5 protein-coding genes, 6 pseudogenes and 1 other annotated feature are annotated in these 18,791 nt (G+C 58.0%); of the genes and pseudogenes, 7 read left to right on the forward strand and 4 right to left on the reverse strand.

The annotated features are described in order from the left end of the window. Positions 1-205: 205 nt before the first annotated feature. Positions 206-2,824: a hypothetical protein gene (locus DK261_RS23855; RefSeq protein WP_110176611.1), complete on the reverse strand. Its 2,619-nt coding sequence runs from the start codon at positions 2,822-2,824 to the stop codon at positions 206-208. Positions 2,825-3,168: 344 nt separating this feature from the next. On the opposite strand from DK261_RS23855, the gene DK261_RS23860 reads away from it, so the two are divergent. Both DK261_RS23860 and DK261_RS23865 read left to right on the forward strand, forming a co-directional pair. Further along, positions 3,169-5,676: a hypothetical protein gene (locus DK261_RS23860; protein ID WP_009049076.1), complete on the forward strand. Its 2,508-nt coding sequence runs from the start codon at positions 3,169-3,171 to the stop codon at positions 5,674-5,676. 10 nt (positions 5,677-5,686) lie between these two features. Beyond that, entirely contained in the window at positions 5,687-7,645 is a 1,959-nt protein-coding gene (locus DK261_RS23865) for a GMC family oxidoreductase (RefSeq protein ID WP_110176613.1), read from the forward strand. A 48-nt stretch (positions 7,646-7,693) separates the two neighbouring features. Here DK261_RS23865 and DK261_RS23870 read toward each other — a convergent pair. Further along, a pseudogene (locus DK261_RS23870) lies at positions 7,694-8,767 on the reverse strand (phospholipase D-like domain-containing protein); the annotation flags it as partial. A gap of 45 nt (positions 8,768-8,812) precedes the next feature. Here DK261_RS23870 and DK261_RS23875 point away from each other — a divergent pair. Further along, positions 8,813-9,055: pseudogene (locus DK261_RS23875) on the forward strand (transposase); the annotation flags it as partial. Between the two features lie 222 nt (positions 9,056-9,277). Beyond that, positions 9,278-10,355: pseudogene (locus tag DK261_RS33655) on the forward strand (IS3 family transposase). 224 nt (positions 10,356-10,579) lie between these two features. Here the strand turns inward: DK261_RS33655 and DK261_RS23885 are convergent. Then, entirely contained in the window at positions 10,580-10,906 is a 327-nt protein-coding gene (locus tag DK261_RS23885; protein WP_041990282.1) for a hypothetical protein, read from the reverse strand. 412 nt (positions 10,907-11,318) lie between these two features. On the opposite strand from DK261_RS23885, the pseudogene DK261_RS23890 reads away from it, so the two are divergent. The 3 genes and pseudogenes from DK261_RS23890 to DK261_RS23905 form a co-directional block, all read left to right on the forward strand. Beyond that, a pseudogene (locus DK261_RS23890) lies at positions 11,319-12,505 on the forward strand (IS3 family transposase). After that, positions 11,597-11,713: a sequence feature (AL1L pseudoknot), on the forward strand. (Overlaps the previous pseudogene by 117 nt.) Before the next feature lie 1,242 nt (positions 12,506-13,747). Beyond that, the gene (locus tag DK261_RS23895) at positions 13,748-16,792 is read left to right on the forward strand and encodes an autotransporter domain-containing protein (protein ID WP_080768832.1); all 3,045 of its coding nucleotides are present in this window, start codon (positions 13,748-13,750) and stop codon (positions 16,790-16,792) included. A 1,215-nt stretch (positions 16,793-18,007) separates the two neighbouring features. Beyond that, positions 18,008-18,118, forward strand: a pseudogene (locus tag DK261_RS23905) (transposase); the annotation flags it as partial. A gap of 8 nt (positions 18,119-18,126) precedes the next feature. Here the strand turns inward: DK261_RS23905 and istA are convergent. Beyond that, a pseudogene (gene istA, locus DK261_RS23910) lies at positions 18,127-18,791 on the reverse strand (IS21 family transposase); the annotation flags it as partial.

An 18,791-nucleotide genomic window follows, 5' to 3' on the forward strand; every position in this document is an offset into this window, starting at 1 on the left:
TAGACCAGCCGCTTAAATTAGAACAACAACACGGAAGTTCCCTGGTGACCCGCCGTCTTCATCGTCGGAGTCGGGGAAGGGGTGTACTTGCGCGTGGGTATGCAGGTCGAGCAGCTCCCTCTTGCCAGTCATCGAAACGCTCGTCATCACGCAAACCGGCGATGGGATACAGAAGAGTCATGGGGGCCTCCTGGAGGCGGTCGTTCTACAGGTAGTTCCACAACGCCTGGGAAACCGGCGTCGGCTGGCCGCTGCCGAACAGCGCCTGGCCGATCTGCAGGCCCAGTTGCCGGTAGCTTTCGAACTGCGCTTCGTCGAAGAACTGGTTGGCGGTGCTTTCGTTGGGGAAGGTCGGGTGGGCGTTGGCGTAATTGAGTACGTCCACCGGCACTCCGGCGATCAGGCGTGGCTTGAGCAGCAGGATCCGCGCGGTGCGCTGGCCCTGGCGATTGACCACGTTGAACAGCATCGCGCAGCGCAGGCTGTCGCCAGGGCCAGGATGGGTGAAGTTGGCGGTATGGCCGAAGTAGGGCGCCAGTAGCGAAACCTCATGCACGCCCAGGTCCTCCTCGATCTCCAGGGCCTGATCGATCCGCGCCAGGCGGATCAGGTTGGCCAGGTCGTCGAACTGGTAGCTTGGGTCGGCGCCGCAGTCGCACATGACGATCAGCTCGATCTTGCGCCCTTCGCGGATCAGCTCGTAGGTGGCGGTGTTTTCGAAATGGCCGCCGTCGGACAGGTATTGGTAGTCGCGGCGCACGCCATGAAAGTGCGCGCTCAGTTCATAGAACAGGTAGGTCTGGGTCGGGAACACCCGGGCCCAGCCTTTGTCCCGCCAGCTGCGTTGAGTGTCGGCTTGTTCGTCGCCTTCGAGGAAATTGCCCGGCCACCAGGTGCCCAGGCGCAGGTTAGTCAGGCCGAACGACAGCGAGGTACCCAGCGAGGTGGCCCGGCCCAGGCCGGTGGAGATCGCCGCGCCGGAGGTCGCCACCCAATGGGCCAGGCCCAGGGTCTGGTAGATCTCGCTGAACCATTTGCTGCGGGTCGAGCGCTTGCGCGGTTCGCCGTCGAGGATATAGCTGACGCTGTCGGGCGCCTTCGCGCCATTGGGGGCCAGGCACAACGGCTTGCCCTTGCGGTCGCGCTGCACCAGTTGCTCGGCCGGGTCGACGGTGAGGTTCAGGGTGACGTTGATCAGGTGCACCGGCGCGCAGGTGGTGACGCCGTAGTACTGCTCGATCGGCACGTCGTCGCCGGGCAGGGCTTCGGCGACGCTCAGGCGCTGCTTGCGGATCTTGGGCGTCCTGCCGGCAAAACGCAGGCCGTTGGAGGCGCCCAGGTACGCTCGGGTCAGCCGGCTGCGATAGAAGGATTGCAACGAGGACTGGTTGAGAAAACCGATGAAGCGTCCCTCCGCCAGGCTCAGGACCAGGGCTACCGCCACCAGGCCCATGAGGCGCGTCAGGCTGTCGCTATCGAGCCCCTGGTAGCGCACGAACTGCACCAGCAGGCCCCAGAGCAGGGCTACCAGCATGAAGATCGCGATGCCGGCGACACCGGCGATCACACTCAGCGGCAGGCGGCTCAGCCAGCCGGGCAAGGCCTTGTCGTCGAGCAGACTGGAGAGGCTGCGGATCGCGCCGATCAGCAACGGCAGCAGGACCGCCGACGACATCAGTTGCGCGCGCTGCTCGCTGATGTAGATCCACTGGGCCAGCCATGGCACCAGGACGTAGAAGCCCAGCAGCAGGGTGAAGATCAGGGCCTGGGCCAGGTAGCGGGTGACCAGCACCCGGTAGGTGCGCACGCAATTGTTGCGCGCCAGGGCGTCGTCCTTGTCGCGCTTGAAACGCAGGCGCAGGGCCACGAGGATACAGGCCAGCACGCCGAACCAGTTGACCACCCCGCAGACGATCAGGATCGCCCGCAGTTCGGCGTCCAGCCCCCAGGGCGCGCAGGCCAGGCCGATGAACAGGGCACCGATCGCGCTGCACAGCAGGGTCGCCCAGTTCCACAGGTGCACCGCCTCGTCCTGGCTCTTGCGGAAATACACCATCCAGAACGCCAGCATCAGCGGCACTATCCAGAACAGGGTGGCCGCCACCGGCACCCACCAGAGCGAACCGCACAGGACGTTGACCAGGTCCATGGGCAGCAGCGCGACCAGCGGCGAACACAGCGGGCCGCTGGAAATGAACACCTGCGCCAGGGTGGCCAGGGCCAGCGTGCACAACAGCGGCATGCCGATCACGACATGCAGCGCCAGCAGGTTGCGCAGCGACAGGCCCAGGACATAGAACAGGTCGCCCGAACCGCCCGGGGTCAGGTAGCGGCCGTTCTCCCGCAGCCAGGCCAGCGGCGCTTCGCCCACCGGGGCCTTGGCGTAGTCGATATGGGTGTGGATGCGTCCCGGTGGCTCGAAGTCGAGCACTTCATAGGCATCTTCCGCGGCCTGTACTTCGGGACTGGCTACCACCTGGGCGTTTTCCCGCCCACGCAGGCGCCCGGGCAGGAACAGGCTGCCGAAAAACGAACCCAGGTAGCCGCCACCGCTGACAGTGGAGAGGTAGTCGAACTGCGCCAGCAGGCGCTTGCCGATGCCCGGTTCTTCGCCCACGGCATCCGGCGCCCTGGCCCGGGCCATGGCTTGCAATACCCCAAGACAGAAGGTGGCGCTGCGAATGCCGCCGCCGGACAGGGCGACGGCCCAGTGGCCGGCGCTTTTGCGCGCCAGGCCCAGCAGATCCCGACGTTGGTCGATACGGGCATGTTCGGCGTGAAACTGGGCATCCTGAGCCGAAGAAGCGGGCTTTTTCCTGTCCATGTGCAGCCCTCGCAAAAGGGAGGGGGATCCATCCCTCACGAGTAAGTTAAAGCAGGAAAACAGCAGGTTGCCAGCAGCGTTTGTGACAGCCGGAGCGGTGAGAGTGGAGCCCGATAGCCAATCGAAATTACCCCTGGTTTTTCATCGCCAAATGGAAGAATTGACCCGCTCGCCATGGCCTAGTATGGCGGCTGTAGGGCGTTGTAAGGCGACTGGCGTACCGAGGTTAACCGGCCCGGTGCGCAGGCAGTCGGTTGTTCGGCCATCAGAAAAAGAACCGGTCGCGACACAGGTGTCCCCCAAGGACAGAGGGACCGGTCTGCAGCACGTGCAAGGAGCAGCGCATGACACCCGTGAAGCTGATGTTGAGCATTTTCCTTCCTTTGGTGCTGTTACAGGGTTGTAGCAGCGAGACGAAAAACCCCTGCGGCGACAAACCCGGCGAGCGACTCGACGAAGCCAAGTGCGTCGGCCGCGATGCCGGCAGCCTCAGAGGCGCCGACGAGGACTACTTCGCCGACATGGACTACGGCGTGTCCAAGCAACCGCAACTGCTGGTCGAGCGACTGTCGCCCTTCATCCCCGGCATTACCGAACAGCAGGCGCTCCAGGCCTTCGCCCGCGGGCGCAACAACTGGGTGGTCTGGACCGCCGGCAACGATGCGCTGTGGGACAAGCTCTCGCGCGACAGCGTCGGCAACCTCGACCTGCTCAAGACCATCTCCAACCACCCGAGCCTGAAATACAACCGCGATAAACGCTGGCAAGTGCTGGGGGTGGTCAACGAACCCTGCTACGTCAAGGGCGAGGGGCCGCGCGACGACCGCTACGGCCTGTGGCTGGACAAGCGCGACCCGTCCTGCGCCGCCGACCCCTTCGAGAACGAAACCAAGTACCCCGGCGTGAAGATCGGCGCCCGCGGCAAGAACCTGCCGGTGGGTTCCTATTACGGCTACGGCACCGGGATCGTCGGCCTGCGGCTGTTCCCCAACCCGGACTTCGACGAGCACGCGCAGAAGAAGTGGGACGCCAAGCGTTATTACGAAGACCCCACCTATTACAACGACAGCAAGCTGGTGAAACCTTACCGGGTCGGCATGTCCTGCGGCTTCTGCCATGTCGGGCCGAACCCGACCAACCCGCCGGCCGACCCTGAACATCCGGCCTGGTCCAACCTCAACTCCAACCCCGGCGCGCAGTACTTCTGGGTCGACCGGATCTTCATGTGGAATCAGGACCCGAGCAGCTTCCCGTACCAGCTGTTCCACACCTCGAAACCGGGGGCGCTGGACACCTCGTTCGTCTCCACCGACTACATCAACAACCCGCGGACCATGAACGCGGTCTACAACCTCAAGGCGCGCATCGAGCTGGCCTCGAACCTGGGCAAGGAAAAACTCGCCGGTGGCGGGCTGAACAACCGCCAGTTCAACGAGGTACCCGGCGTGCCGCCGGACAGCCCGCTGGCGCAGTTCTACAAAAAACCTGACACCGTATTCACCCCGCGGGTGCTCAAGGACGGCGCCGACTCGGTGGGCGCGCTCGGCGCCTTGAACCGGGTGTTCATCAATATCGGCCTGTACAGCGAGGAGTGGACCACTCACTTCCGGCCGTTGATCGGTGGCAAGCCGATCACCCCGTTCCGCATCGACGTGGCACGCAAGAACTCCTCCTACTGGAACGCCAACGAGGCACAGACCCCGGACCTGGCGTTGTTCTTCCTGGCCTCGGCGACCCCGGACTACCTGAAGAACGCCCCCGGTGGCGCGGCGCACCTGAGCGAACCGGCGGCGGTGCTCGAGCGCGGCAAGGAAGTGTTCGCCGACACCTGCGCCCGTTGCCACTCCAGCAAATTGCCGGAAAAGGCCTGGACCTTCTTTCCCGACCATGGCTGCGTGAACGACGGTTACCTCAAGTGCTGGAACAACTACTGGACCTGGAGCAAGACGCCGGAGTTCAAGACGGCGATGCGGGCCATCGTCAAGGATGAGAAGTTCCTCACCGACAACTTCCTCTCCACCGAGCTGCGGGTGCCGGTCACCCTGACCGAAACCAACGCCTGCAGCCCGCTGGCGACCAACGCCCTGGGCGGCAATATCTGGGACAACTTCTCGTCGGAGTCGTACAAGCAATTGCCGGCGGTAGGCTCGGTGCTGGTGCAGAACCCGTACACCGGCGAACCCTGGGAATACGCGATGCCGGCGGGCGGACGTGGTTATACGCGGCCAGCTTCGCTGGTCAGTGTGTGGTCCACCGCGCCGCTGCTGCTGAACAACCGCCTGGGTCAGTTCCACTGGAAGGGTGGGGTGGAGGACCGCATGGCGTCCTTCGACAGCGCGATCGAGATGCTGCTGTGGCCGGAAAACCGCACCGGCGACTTCCAGGTCATGACCCGCTCCGGCAAGACCCACATGGGCACCGTCGACGTCACCAGTGAAACCAGCTACCTGCGAGTCAGCAGTGGCTATCTGCCGACCTTCCTGCAAAACCTCGAAGGTCTGCTCAGCCGCTTGCTGCCGTGGCTGTTCGGCGAGGACGGCATCCAGCTCGGGCCGATCCCGCAAGGCACGCCGGTGAGCCTGCTGTCCAACATCGACCTGGAGAAACGCGACCAGGTGCTGGAGCTGCTGCTGAAGATCAAGCACGACCTCAAGCAACTGCCGCCTGGTGCCAGCGACGAGGAAGCCCGCAAGGTCTTCGCCGGCCTGGTCAAGCCGCTGCTGCAGGTGAGCAAGTGCCCGGACTTCGTGGTGGACAAGGGGCATTACTTCGGCACCAGTTTCCTCAAGGAGGAAGCGCCCCTGAGTGATGCAGACAAACGGGCCTTGATCGCCCTGCTGAAAACTTTCTAGGTGGCCAGCGATGAACAACGAAACGGATTACGAGTACATCGTGGTGGGCTCCGGGGCAGGGGGCGGCACCGTCGCCGCCCGCCTGGCCGAACAGGGCCGCAAGGTGCTGGTGCTGGAGTCGGGCAGCGACCCGGCGGCAGCGGACACCACCGCCCCGCGGCTGCCGGAGGAGTACCAGGTGCCGGCGTTCCACCCGCGCTCCACCGAGAACGATGCGATGCGCTGGGACTTCTTCGTCCGCCACTACAGCAACGATGCCCGCCAGTTGCAGGACCCCAAGTTCACCCGGACCTTCCAGGGCGAGGACGTCAACGGGGTGCTGTACCCACGGGCCAGTTGCCTGGGCGGCTGCACCGCGCACAACGCGATGATCACCGTCTACCCGCACAACCAGGACTGGGACCATATCGCACAGATCACCGGCGATCCGTCGTGGAAAGCCAGTGCCATGCGCGAGCACTTCCAGAGCCTGGAGAACTGCCATCACCGGCCGTTCCAGCGGTTTCTCTCCTGGTTCGGCATCAACCCGTCGCGGCATGGTTTCAAGGGCTGGCTGCACGTGGAGAAGGCGATTCCGGAGGCGGCGTTCGACGACCAGTCGCTGGTGCGTGCGATCGTCGACGCCGCCGAGCAGGCGTTCAAGACCCTGGGCGAAACCCTCAAGCGCATCGGCTGGCAGTTGCAGGGCGTGGGCGACCCCAACGACTGGCGGCTGGTCCGCGAGGAAGCCATCGGCCTGCGCTATCCGCCGCTGGCCACCCGGCAGCATCATCGCAACGGCACCCGCGAACGCCTGCTGGATGTGCAAAAGCGCCACCCGGACAACCTGCACATCGAGCTGGATGCGCTGGTGACCCGGGTGTTGCTCGATGATCAGCAGCGCGCCTATGGCGTGGAGTACATCAAGGGCGCGCGGTTGTATCGGGCCTGCACCTTGCCGCGCAATGCCTCCGGTGAACTGCGCCAGGTGCACGCCAGCCGCGAAGTGATACTCGCCGGCGGCGCCTTCAACACCCCGCAACTGCTGATGCTCTCAGGGATAGGCCCGCGCGAAACCCTGGAGGCCATGGATATCCCGGTGCGGGTCGAGTTGCCGGGCGTGGGACGTAACCTGCAGGACCGCTACGAGGTCGGGGTGGTCAACCGGATGAACTTCGAGAATTGGGAGGTGCTCAAGGGCGCGCGCTACGCCAAGGGCGACCCGCAGTACGAGGAATGGGCCAAGGGCAAGGTCGGGGTCTACAGCACCAACGGCGCGGTGCTGGCGATCATCAAGAAATCCCTGAAGCAACGGCCGCTGCCGGACCTGTTCTGCTTCTCCCTGCTGGCGCTGTTTCGCGGTTATTTCCCCGGCTACTCGAAGTTGATCGTCGAGCACCTGAACTACCTGACCTGGGCCATCCTCAAGGCCCATACCATCAACAACGCCGGCTACGTCACCCTGCGCTCCAAAGACCCGGCCGACACCCCGCTGATCAACTTCCATTACTTCGAGGAGGGCAACGACACCCAGGGCGAAGACCTGCAATCGGTGGTGGAGGGCATCAAGTTCGTGCGCAACCTGGCCCAGCCGTTGAAAGACGCCGGGCTGATCGCCAGCGAAGAACTGCCCGGCGATGCGGTACAGACCGACGAGCAGCTCAAGACTTTCGTCATGAACCAGGCCTGGGGCCACCACGCCTCCTGCACCTGCCCGATCGGCGCCGACGACGACCCGATGGCGGTACTCGACAGCGCCTTCCGCGTGCGCGGCGTGAGCAACCTGCGGGTGGTGGACGCCTCGATCTTCCCGAAAATCCCCGGCTTCTTCATCGTCACCTCGATCTACGTCGCGGCGGAGAAGGCGGCGCAGGTGATCCTGCAGGATGCGGCCGCAGTACGGGCGCAGGCGGTGCGAGGGGCAGGGCAGGCTACGGCCAGTGCGGACAGAGCGACCACGGTGGAGGCGATGGTTGCGTCAAAACGCTGAACCATGGGCAAAGGCCGAGCCGTCGAGAGGCTCGGCCTTCTTTTGCCTTCACGGCGTGCCCGGATGCGGATCCGGATACTCAGCCATCAGCTCGAGCGGCTTGGCATAAGGCCCGTCCCACAATTGCGCGTGCAGCTCGCCGATGCGCTTGGCCATCGCGCTGTCGTGCATCACCACTTCCAGGTTGCGCGAATTGTCCAGGTAGCCGCCGAGCCAGTTGCTGGTGCCGACCCAGGCCACCTGCCCATCGATGCCCATGGTTTTGCTGTGAATCACCCGTGCATAGGGAATGAACCCTTGGGACGCCTGGGGCAGGGTGACGATCCTGATCTGGACATTAGGCAGCACCGCCAGGCTTTTCAGGTAGGGCAGTTCCAGCTTGTCGGTGTTCCAGTTGGACACCAGCAACTTGATCGACACGCCTCGCGCCGCGGCGGCCCGCACGGCATTGTCGATCACCGCGTAGTAGGGCCGGGTCCGCTCAGGCCCATAGGACAGTGGCGCATAGTCCAGCAGCTGCACCCGGACTTCGTTCTTCGCTTCGGCCAGCAGGCGTGGCAACTCCAGTTGCGAGTCGCCCACGCCGGGCGGGTTGTAGCGTTGCGGACTGGCCACCAGGTAATTGCCGCGGCGTAGGGGCTCCTGGCCAGGGGCGGGCAGGGGCACCGGCTGGTTTGCCGCCACAGCGGCCTGGGCCTGCCAATCCTGCTCGAAGATCGCCTGCACCTGGGCCACGGTGGCTTCATCGCTGATGCGCAACCCGGTTTCGTGGATGTGTTCCAGCGAGCGCCAGTCGAAGTTCTGGCTGCCGATGAACGCCTGTTTGCCGTCAACCACCATGTACTTGGCGTGGATGATCCCGCCGCTCACCCGGGCATAGGGCAGGACCCGGAAGGTCAGGTTGGGAATCGCCCGCAAGCGCTCCAGGGTGGCGGGGTCTGACAGCTTCAGGCCCTTTTCCTCGAGTAGGAAGCGGATCTTCACCCCGCGCTTGCCGGCCGCCTCAAGGTGTTCGATCACCTTGCCCAGCACTGATCCGGGATGGTCCGCTGCATAAAACTGGCCGATATCGATCTGGCTTTTCGCGCCATCGAACAGCTCGATCTGAATCGCCCCGGGTTTCGTAGACACCTCTTTGCCTTAAACTGAGGCCAATCAGGAGGTGCCATGAGCAACCCGCGTTACCCCGAAGAATTCAAAATCCAAGCGGTCAATCAAGTGACCGAAAAGAAGCTACCTGTCGCTGATGTAGCGGCCCGTCTTGGCGTGTCGACGCATAGCTTATATGCCTGGATAAAGCGCTACAGCAAACCTCAAGAAGAACGACAGCAAGACGATGATCAGCACGCTGAACTGCGTCGTCTGCGAGCAGAACTCAAGCGCGTCACTGAAGAGCGAGACATCTTAAAAAACCGCCTCCCCGGCGTTCCGCGGCCCATTGGACTAGAAACACTACGTTCTACACTGATCCCACTGGACAGTGGTCGCTGGCTTTTTGGAGGCTAAGTCCCCGTCAAAAAACTTGACCCAGGGGAAGCTGCGGACCCGTTAGTGGTGGCATATTCCGTGACCCCGTTTAGGAAGGTGATTTGATCCGAGTCCCCGTCCAGTTCAACTTGACTGGAGGTGCTCATGAAAAAGCACGATCTAAAGCAGCGTGGGTTACCGGTTATTCATGATCACGCAGCCGGCATTGATATTGGCTCACGCTTTCATGTGGTGGCCGTTCCTGCAGAACTTGCCAAAGAGTCTGTTCAAACTTTCCAGGCTTTCACTTCCGACTTGGAGCGCCTGGCCAACTGGCTGGTCAATCTCGATATAACGACGGTCGCGATGGAATCGACAGGCGTTTACTGGATTCCGGTTTACGAAATATTGGAAGCACATGGCCTTCAGGTCGTGCTGGCCAATGCCCGAGAGGCCCGCGCCGTACCAGGGCGCAAAACCGACGTGAATGACGCGCAGTGGATACAACGATTGCATGCCTGTGGGTTGCTACGGGCCCCTGATCGCGAAATCTCGGCTTTGCGCAGCTATCTGCGGCTGCGGGAGCGTCATCTCGACGAAGATGGCGAGCAAATCGGACGGTTCAAGGTGCGTAGCCTGATGCGGGAACTGGCGTTAGTCAGCAAACAACCTGGATCACATGCCTACAAACAGGCGACGGTTGAGCGGCCGGATATTCTGAATATCTTGAATCGAGAGTTTGAAGTGCCGGCACCCAATCAGGTCTGGTGTGGCGATATCACCTACATCTGGGCTCAAGGGAAATGGCATTACCTGGCTGTCGTGCTGGATCTCTGCGCGCGTCGAGTTGTGGGCTGGGCGCTGTCGAGCAAACCGGACGCGGACTTGGTGATCAAGGCGTTGGAAATGGCTTACGAACTGCGTGGCAGGCCTCAAGGACTGCTGTTTCACTCGGATCAGGGCTCGCAATATGGCAGTCGCCAGTTTCGCCAACGGCTCTGGCGTTACCGCATGCGCCAAAGCATGAGCCGTCGTGGAAACTGTTGGGATAATGCGCCGATGGAGCGCGTGTTTCGCAGTTTGAAAACTGAATGGATACCGACCGTGGGCTACATGACGGCTCAAGAAGCGCACCGAGACATCAGTCATTACCTGATACTGGATTCGACCGCACCAGTTCAACGATGGGATGGCCCCGGCTCAGGCCGAGAAAAAACTTAACGTCGTGTCCGGGATTAGTTGACCACTACACACAGACCTTTAAGAGATTTCGTACAGAATCTAGCATAGCGCCCGATGGAGGTATCCAGAATCATTAGACCAGTTCAGCATGGACAAGCAGCCCACTGCTCTGGCGTCTAGACCGAACTCGAGCTGGCAAACAGGATATGCCTGATACAACTAGTAACCGGGCCACAACTGGGAAATATTTATCTAAATGCCACTGTTGTCGCCCGGCTACTGGATTTATTTCAGTTTGACCACATCACCAGAAATGGTGGTTTTGTAACCGGTCAGCACCCATGCCCAGAACCAGTTTTCCTGGACTTGAGTGTTGATCATGGCATCGCCGCCCTTGGCCTCGATTGCTGCAGTCTGGGCACGAACGAAACGGTCGTTCTGCTGAATCGGAATAAAACCAAACAATAGAACGCCGGTGGCGCTCGCCTCACTATGACCGACCACAGTGTATTTGCTGGCATCCAGTTGCTGAGTCTTCATCGCGGTACCGGTACAACCACTTACAGCCAAGACCAACAACATTGAGACAATAACTTTACTTGCATTGTTCAAAGGAGAACACCTATTGATAAGTAAGATAGATAATCATTTTCAGAGCAGCTGGCGTAGGCGTCGTACTGAAATTAGCTAGTCGCCTAGAACCTGCAGAGACGACGTTTGAGCAAATTAGAAGCCGACACTGCCGGGCTAAACCTAACCTCATCTAGCACAGCATTGCTCAAAGCCTTAACAAATATGCAACACCTAGAAAATTAAGGCTGTAGGAAACTTCCCAAACTTACCGAAAATCGGTTCTGCCGCTTTCAATTGCGGCCCCAACGCCTCCCAACATAGACTTGGCATGCCCGTAACACGATTAGTCCGTGGTCGCCGGATCGAACCTGATATAGCTACCTAAGTATCAGGATTCTCACTGAATCGCCCCGGGTTTCGTGGAGGCCTCAACTCTTGAGAAGATGAGGCCATGAGAAAGACTGCGACCTACTCCCCTGAAGTCCGTGAACGTGCCGTGCGCATGGTTCTGGAGCACCTGAACGACTACCCGTCCGAGTCGGCAGCCATTGAGGCCACTGCCCCGAAGATCGGCTGTGCAGCGCAAACGTTGCATGCCTGGATTCGCCGTCATCAAACCGATGGCGGTCAGCGTCCGGGGCCGACCACCGAAGAGCGCGAGCGCATCGAGGCTCTGGAGCGTGAGAACCGCGAGTTGCGCAAAGCCAACGAGATCCAGTGTCTGGCCAGTGCGTATTTTGCCCAGGCGGAACTCGACCGCTGTACCAAGTCCTGAGGGCCTTTGTCGACCAGTACCGTGACCGTCTCGGGGTCGAGGCGATCTGCCGTGTTTTGCAGATCGCCCCGTCCGGTTACCGCAGACATGCGGCCCAACTACGTAACCCTGACTGGCGTTGTTGCCGTGCTCAGCGTGATGAGGTGTTGAGTCTGGAGATCCAGCGTGTATGGGATACCAACATGCAGTGCTATGGCGCGGTGAAGGTCTGGAAGCAGCTACAGCGAGAGGGCATTGGGATCGCCAGATGCACGGTGGAGCGGCTAATGCGGCGGGCGGGATTGCAGGGCATAAGGCGCGGACAGGTTGTGCGGACGACGGTGGCCAGCGACAAATCGCTGTGTCCACTGGATCGTGTTCAACGCCAGTTCCATGCCGACCGTCCGAACCAGCTCTGGGTCTCGGACTTTACCTATGTCTCGACCTGGCATGGGTGGCTGTACGTGGCGTTCGTGATTGACGTCTTTGCGCGGCGCATCGTCGGCTGGCGAGTCAGTACCAGCATGAAGACCGACTTCGTACTGGATGCCCTGGAGCAAGCCCTGTATGCCCGCCAGCACACCGTGCCGATGGACTGATTCATCACAGCGACCGTGGCAGCCAGTACGTCTCTATTCGCTACACCGAGCGGCCGGCAGAGGCCGGCATTGAGCCCTCGGTTGGCAGCAAGGGTGATAGCTACGACGACTTTGAAATGGGTGCACTGGTACAACCACCAACGCCTGCTGAGCTCAATCGGATATATCCCGCCCGCGGAGGCTGAGGCAAACTTCCACCAGCAACAAGCAGGTCAGGCCATGGCGGCCCGACTTAAACGAAACGGCCTCCACAAAAGCCGGGGTGATTCACAACAGACTGCTTAGCAAGGACGGTCGATCAACGGCTGCCCCCTATGCCAATTGCAGCGATTCCCCGTGAGGTTTCCTAAAGATGGATCCGCCACACAAACATAGGACTCAACTCACCATTGTCCAAAATGGCTCAAGGAGTTTGAGAACTCTACGGGTGGCTATGCACTAGGCTGCCTTAGGGCTTTGAAGCAGGCCTCACCAACTTTGCCGAGAGAACCCAGCACAACCTGGCAGGCTACCGGTAGGGAGCTCAAGCAACGACTGATCGCCTTGAGCGCAAACTGCCCTCCCTCTAATCCTGTAGAGAATCATGACGCCAACAACTGCAGCGAGGGCTTAAATCTGAATGTAAACGATTGGCCCTGACTCAGGCTGAATATGCTAACGCAAACCGTGTTTATGATACGGCGAACATAGGGAGCTCCCCGCCCCAACCCCGGGAGAGAGCTTGCTCCCCCTGCACGCACATATCAAAAGTCGCGCCTACAAACTCGCATGAATAGCCTATCTAAGCAGCGCAGAAAGCTTGCCAGCCCTAACCCACGGCCATCCTACCGAGTTGGATAAATCGTTGTCCACCGACTAACTCGGGCGCGTACGCACTCGCTCGCTCAATAAATTTAAACCAGACAGGTCGAAAAGTGCTCTTCGGTGTAGCCCCCCTTCTGGAAGCAGAGATATTCAGGCCGCATCTCAACCTAAATACTATCTTTGGGAAAATTCCTACAGACAAATTATAATCACTATAAATATTATTACCTTGGAAAACCAACCTAATCACTCGAAAAGAATATAAAATGATTATGAACTACTTAATGGAGAAATGAGAAGCCTGGAGCAAATAATACTGCTTATAGAAATAGAGAAGCGCTTTAGTATATTTGGCAAAAAATGGACAACAGGGATTGGCACCCCATTAATGAAGCTGCTGCGCCCATGAGGGGTATTGTCGCCCTCTTCCTTTTTGGCATTCCCGACTGGGGCCGCCAACCTGTCTGCCGCCGTCACTGAGATCACCTCGATTGAAGGCATAACGGAATATCGCCTCAACAATGACCTGAAAGTATTGCTGGTGCCGGATCATCCAAAACGTGCCACAACTGATCTGCCGTTGAGTGCAGGCAAAAGGCAGTCAGCGAGGCATACGCTCCACCGCACTAGCGACATGAGCACAGCTTCTTGCAGGACATAGCTCTGCGAGTGCCGGTTGAACACCGGCGTGAATTTAGGACAAGCAAAAAACCAGGAGTCACCATGAACATCAAGCTTCCATATTTCATACTTCGTTTAATGGGTCACAACAAAGTTCGCACCTCACTCATATGCATGTGCTCTTTTAATGTTCTTGCAGCAGATACAAACACAGAAAACCTAGATAATTCATTGAAATTGATTAATGCGCCTACCGCACACTCTTCGGGAATTGATGGTAGAGATATCAATATTGGTATGCTCGATGGAGGGTATCTGAACAAGCATGATGTATTTTCTGCAAGCAAAATCACTCCACTCAATGGTGCTGAAAACATACAGACAGAGATGGAGCCGATAGACGACGAACCTAGTGGTCCAGTGGTCGAGAAGTATTCAACTCATGGCGCTGCAGTCAGTTCCATATTGGTTGGTTCCAAAAATGCTGCTTCCAACTATGATGGTGGGATCGCCCCCGCGGCACATCTATATCAGGCTTTAATAGATCCTTTAAGAACAACACCCTCCCCCGATGATCAGGATGATCCCGATGTCAAAAGTGATGATGCAAGTATTTTCAACATAAAAACACAAACATTCATTAGTCTAAATATTCAAAGCTTGACTAAAACTGTTCCAAATCTTCGGGTGATCAACAACAGCTGGAATGAAGACCCAGTGGGAGGTGATAAAGCAGACGTCAACTTTACCTTTCAAAGAGCCATGCGTCTGAGCGAAGACAAGTCCCCATTGATTGAAAGTTTACGTGAGGCGGTCGCCAAGGATGTACTGCTTGTATTTGCAGCAGGTAACGAGAAGAGCTCACAACCAGGGCTGATGGCTGCGTTGCCCCATTACACGCCCGAGCTGGAGAACCACTTTATCTCGGCTATTGCCCTGAACAGGAATAACACTTTCGATGAGAGTTATTCGAACCAGTGTGGTGTCAGTAAGTATTGGTGCCTCGCTGCGCCAGGTACTGTGATGAAGGCTGGAGCAGCTAACAATGTCCAGGACGGGCCGATTATCTATGGCCTATCAATCGACAAAGGAACCTCCTTTGCCGCACCATTGATCAGTGGCTCTGCAGCGTTACTCAAGCAACGTTTTCCTTATATGAACATGGCTCAGATCCGTGACCTCATGCTGACGACTGCCTCACCGGCTGAAGAACAGGTCGGCGTTGATGACTTGTACGGTTGGGGGCGACTTGATCTTGGTGCGGCGCTCAGGGGGCCTGGACAATTGTTGGGGCGTTTTGACGCCAATCTGGCCCAAGACATCAACGATATCTGGTCGAACAATATTTCTGACGTCGCTTTAATTCAACGCCAGAACGACGAGGTTGCCGAACAGGTGCAATGGCAACAAACGCTGCTTGCCAAGGGTTGGAAAAATGGCCTCCCCGAGAACGCCAGTGACGAAGACAAAGTCACTTACCAAGTGGGCACAGCCCGTGAACAGGCCGCACAACAACGGCAATACGAAGGGAGCCTAGTCAAGCTGGGAGCAGGCAACCTGACTCTAACGGGGAACAATACCTATCGTGGGCCAACGCTAGTCAAAGCCGGCCTATTGACTGTCGATGGCTCGCTCACTTCGGGGGTTACGATCAGCGATCAAGGCACCTTGGGCGGGTCGGGGCGTGTGGGTTCACTGACAGCCATCCGTGGAGGGACCGTTGCCCCTGGAAACTCCATTGGCACACTGCAGGTGTCGGGCGATGTGGCTTTCGAAAGCGGGTCGATCTATGCAGTAGAGTTGTCAGCTACCAACAGCGATCGGATTGTTGCAGATGGCAAAGCCAGTCTGGCTGGCGGTACCGTGACACTGGTAATGGAACACTCTCCAACACTACTCAACCAGCAACAAATAATGAGCCTGAATGGTCGGCAGTATAATATCCTGTCTGCGGCAGGCGGTATCACTGGGCGTTTCGAGTCAGTATTGCCTGATTACCTGTTCCTCGGTGGGACTCTTAACTATGCACCCCATAACATCCAACTGAATGTCGGGCGCAACGGCACCTCCTTCGCCAGCGTTGCGGCAACCCCCAATCAGCGTGCGGTGGCGGGTGCAATAGACCAGCTAGGTACCAGTAACCCGGTGCATGAAAGTATTCTGCAGACGCAATCTGTGGCTTCAGCCCGTCAGGCTTTCCAGCAGCTGTCAGGTGAAATCTATCCAGCAGTGGGAACTCTGCTGCTCCGGGACAGCCGCTATGTTCGAGACGCGGTAGGTGAACGCTTGCGCAACGAAATAAGCGATGTTGGCGCTGGCAGCAACGTCTGGCTCAAGACACTCGGTGCCTGGGGCAAGTCGGACGGCAATAGTGATAATGCCAGTAGTACTCATTCCGTCCGCGGCCTGCTGGCAGGCGTCGATGCTCAACTGACCGACGACACTCAGGTTGGTGTGTTGACGGGGCATAATCGTTCATCGCTGAACTTGAACGGCGGCACTCATTCCTCAGCGTCGATCAATAGCTATCATCTTGGTGTCTATGCAAAACGTGACCTGGGAGCTCTGCAATTGAGTGCCGGAGCGGCCCATAGTTGGAACCGAGGTGACGTTAAACGGAATCTGCAGTATGACGCAGTCTCTGCCAGACAAAAGGCCAAGATGACAGGTAATACCACTCAACTGTTCAGCGAAGCAGCCTATCGCCTGGATCTACAAGAGGTGGTACTGGAGCCCTTCGCCAATCTGTCGTATGTGAACATAAGCCTGGATAGATTGACCGAAACAGGTTCAGCGGCTGCGTTAAAGAGTCGCCGTCATAGCCGCGATGCAGTCGCCAGTACCTTGGGGGCACGGGTGAAAAAGACGGTGAACCTCACGGAACATCAGAAAATCGACCTCTCCGCAACGCTGGGCGGGCAACGAAACCTGAGCGGGATCCCATCTGAAGATAATCTCGAGCTTGCCACTGGTGGTCCCTCCTTTTCAGTACGGAGCATGCCGATAGCGCGTAATATAGCGATGGTTGGCGCTCAAGCCAGTATAGCCTTGACCAAGGATGTCAACATGAGCCTAAGTTACAATGGCCAATTGTCGAGTAATGAGAAAACCCATGGCGCAGGGCTCAATTTGAACTGGGTATTCTGAGGTCCCTATTCACTACCCGCCTCGTAGCGAGGGATTTCTTATTTTTTAGAAGTTCAGACTTGGCAGTTACCAGATTTCCGCTGTAACTGTCAGGTCAAGTTCAACTAATCACTCTGGCCTGCCAGATTTTCTTTTCGTCCTCAAGCGTGCTGCCGCACTCGATTGAGGGAATTACCTCATCCAACATAGCGGTCTTCGGCGAACGCAATTGCATGAGCTGGTCAAATCCACCCTCAAGAGGCAAACCATCTGGACCGCTTTTGCCGGCCAAAGGAACTGGCAGCGGAACTTATCATTCTGCACCTTCAACCTGCATTGATTTGGGGAAACGAAGACCGTTCTGAGGCTTTCAGCAGAAGGGGGGGGAGCATTGTAGTCCATGCCCCACCAACGCTTCAGTATCACCGACAATTCTAAAATAGTCAGTACAGCATCACGTCAAAAAACCTGAACACCAAACCTGACATTTCATGATAGTTTTTACCAAGCTACGATTTCCTTATCTGGCTCAAGCCTGTACCGAACACCCCCCCTTTCCTCTGCCAACATTCATTTTGCTTCATTTAATACTGTTCGGAAAACTCCTACAGACCTTACAAAATCGTTAGTTTAGCATGTCACGCCCGGGGCGTTTCATATCATTTCTAAACGGTGCGGCCTTAATGGCAAAACTGCTTCCTTCAAATCTCAAGAATAGTCGCCTTATACCGAACATCTCAAAAGCTTTCTGCCCCCTAAGAAGATCACCCAGAAAACTTGTCAAAAGTAGTTTCGACAGAACTCACAGCCAAGGTAACCACAAAAACCATGCTTCAAAAATTTAAACGTTTTTTCTGTGGACTTAGAGGGCATAACTATATGCCCAACACCAAAAAATTTAGCGGCGAAATTGTAAAAACCATAAGAACTTGTACTTGCTGTGGCACTCAAAAAGTCAGATTTTGGTATCAATAATCTTTCGGTCGTCCACACCCCTCAATTCATCTCTACATAGCATCAATAAATCCAGCAGGTCGTGGCAATTAATATCGTAGATTGAGCGCCCACCAAGGAATAGCAAAATATCTTTATTGAAGGCTCTTGATATTTACGAGAGTGCCCCTCCGTCTCCCGTGAACGAGCCCCATGGAAGACAGGACACCGCTCCCCCCCTACGATAATGGATCGTTAAACGGTTATGTTTATGACTAACAACAACGATAGAGTGGGGAGCTTTTGGGCCAGGAGCGGCGCTACCGCTGGAGCCCAGAGCAAAAACCAGCCATGGTTGGTGAGCGTCTTGAGCTAGGACAAAGCGTTTCGGTGGTGGCTCGGCGCAACGGCATCCATGCGCTCAAACAGGTGCTGGAAACTCTTACCGTACGTTCAACGTAACCATCAAAGACGGTCGGTATCGGCATCAATTCAGCGCGTTCCAACTCCAGGACGTTCGCCACTGTCAGAGGGTTGTACTGCGGATGCAGCAGCTCACCCCAGAGCGCACGGCAGCGTTGGCCGAGCCAGGCATTCAGTTCCTCGAAGGTATGGAACATGCAGTCTTGAGCATCGAGCCAGATGCGCCGCCGGCTCTCTTGGGCGTTCTTTTCAACGATGCCTTTTTCCCAACAGGTAGTGGGCACACATCACGGCAAACCGGGCATTGACCGTGCGGCCCTTACCCTTATTGACCTTATCGACAGCGGTCTTCATGTTGTCGTAGATGCCGCGACGCGGCCCCCCACCTAACGCGCCAAGCGAGCGGGTATGGGCATCGAACAACGTCTTGCAGCCTTGGTTGGGATACGCAACCAACCAAAATGCGCGACTGGCGCACAGCTCCATATGGGAGAGCTGGATACGTCGGAATAGGCCGCCGATCAGCAGACCTTCTTCGCTCCAGTAGAAAGGCCTCGCCGAGTGCAAATGTCAGCGGTACAAAGGCCTGCAAAGACTTGCCTTGCTCGCCGCGCCACGAGTGTATGAAGGCGGTGAGCTGACTGTAGCCGCCGTCGTACCTCTC

The sequence above is a fragment of the Pseudomonas sp. RW409 genome (assembly GCF_003184125.1).
GTDB lineage: Bacteria > Pseudomonadota > Gammaproteobacteria > Pseudomonadales > Pseudomonadaceae > Aquipseudomonas > Aquipseudomonas chlororaphis_I.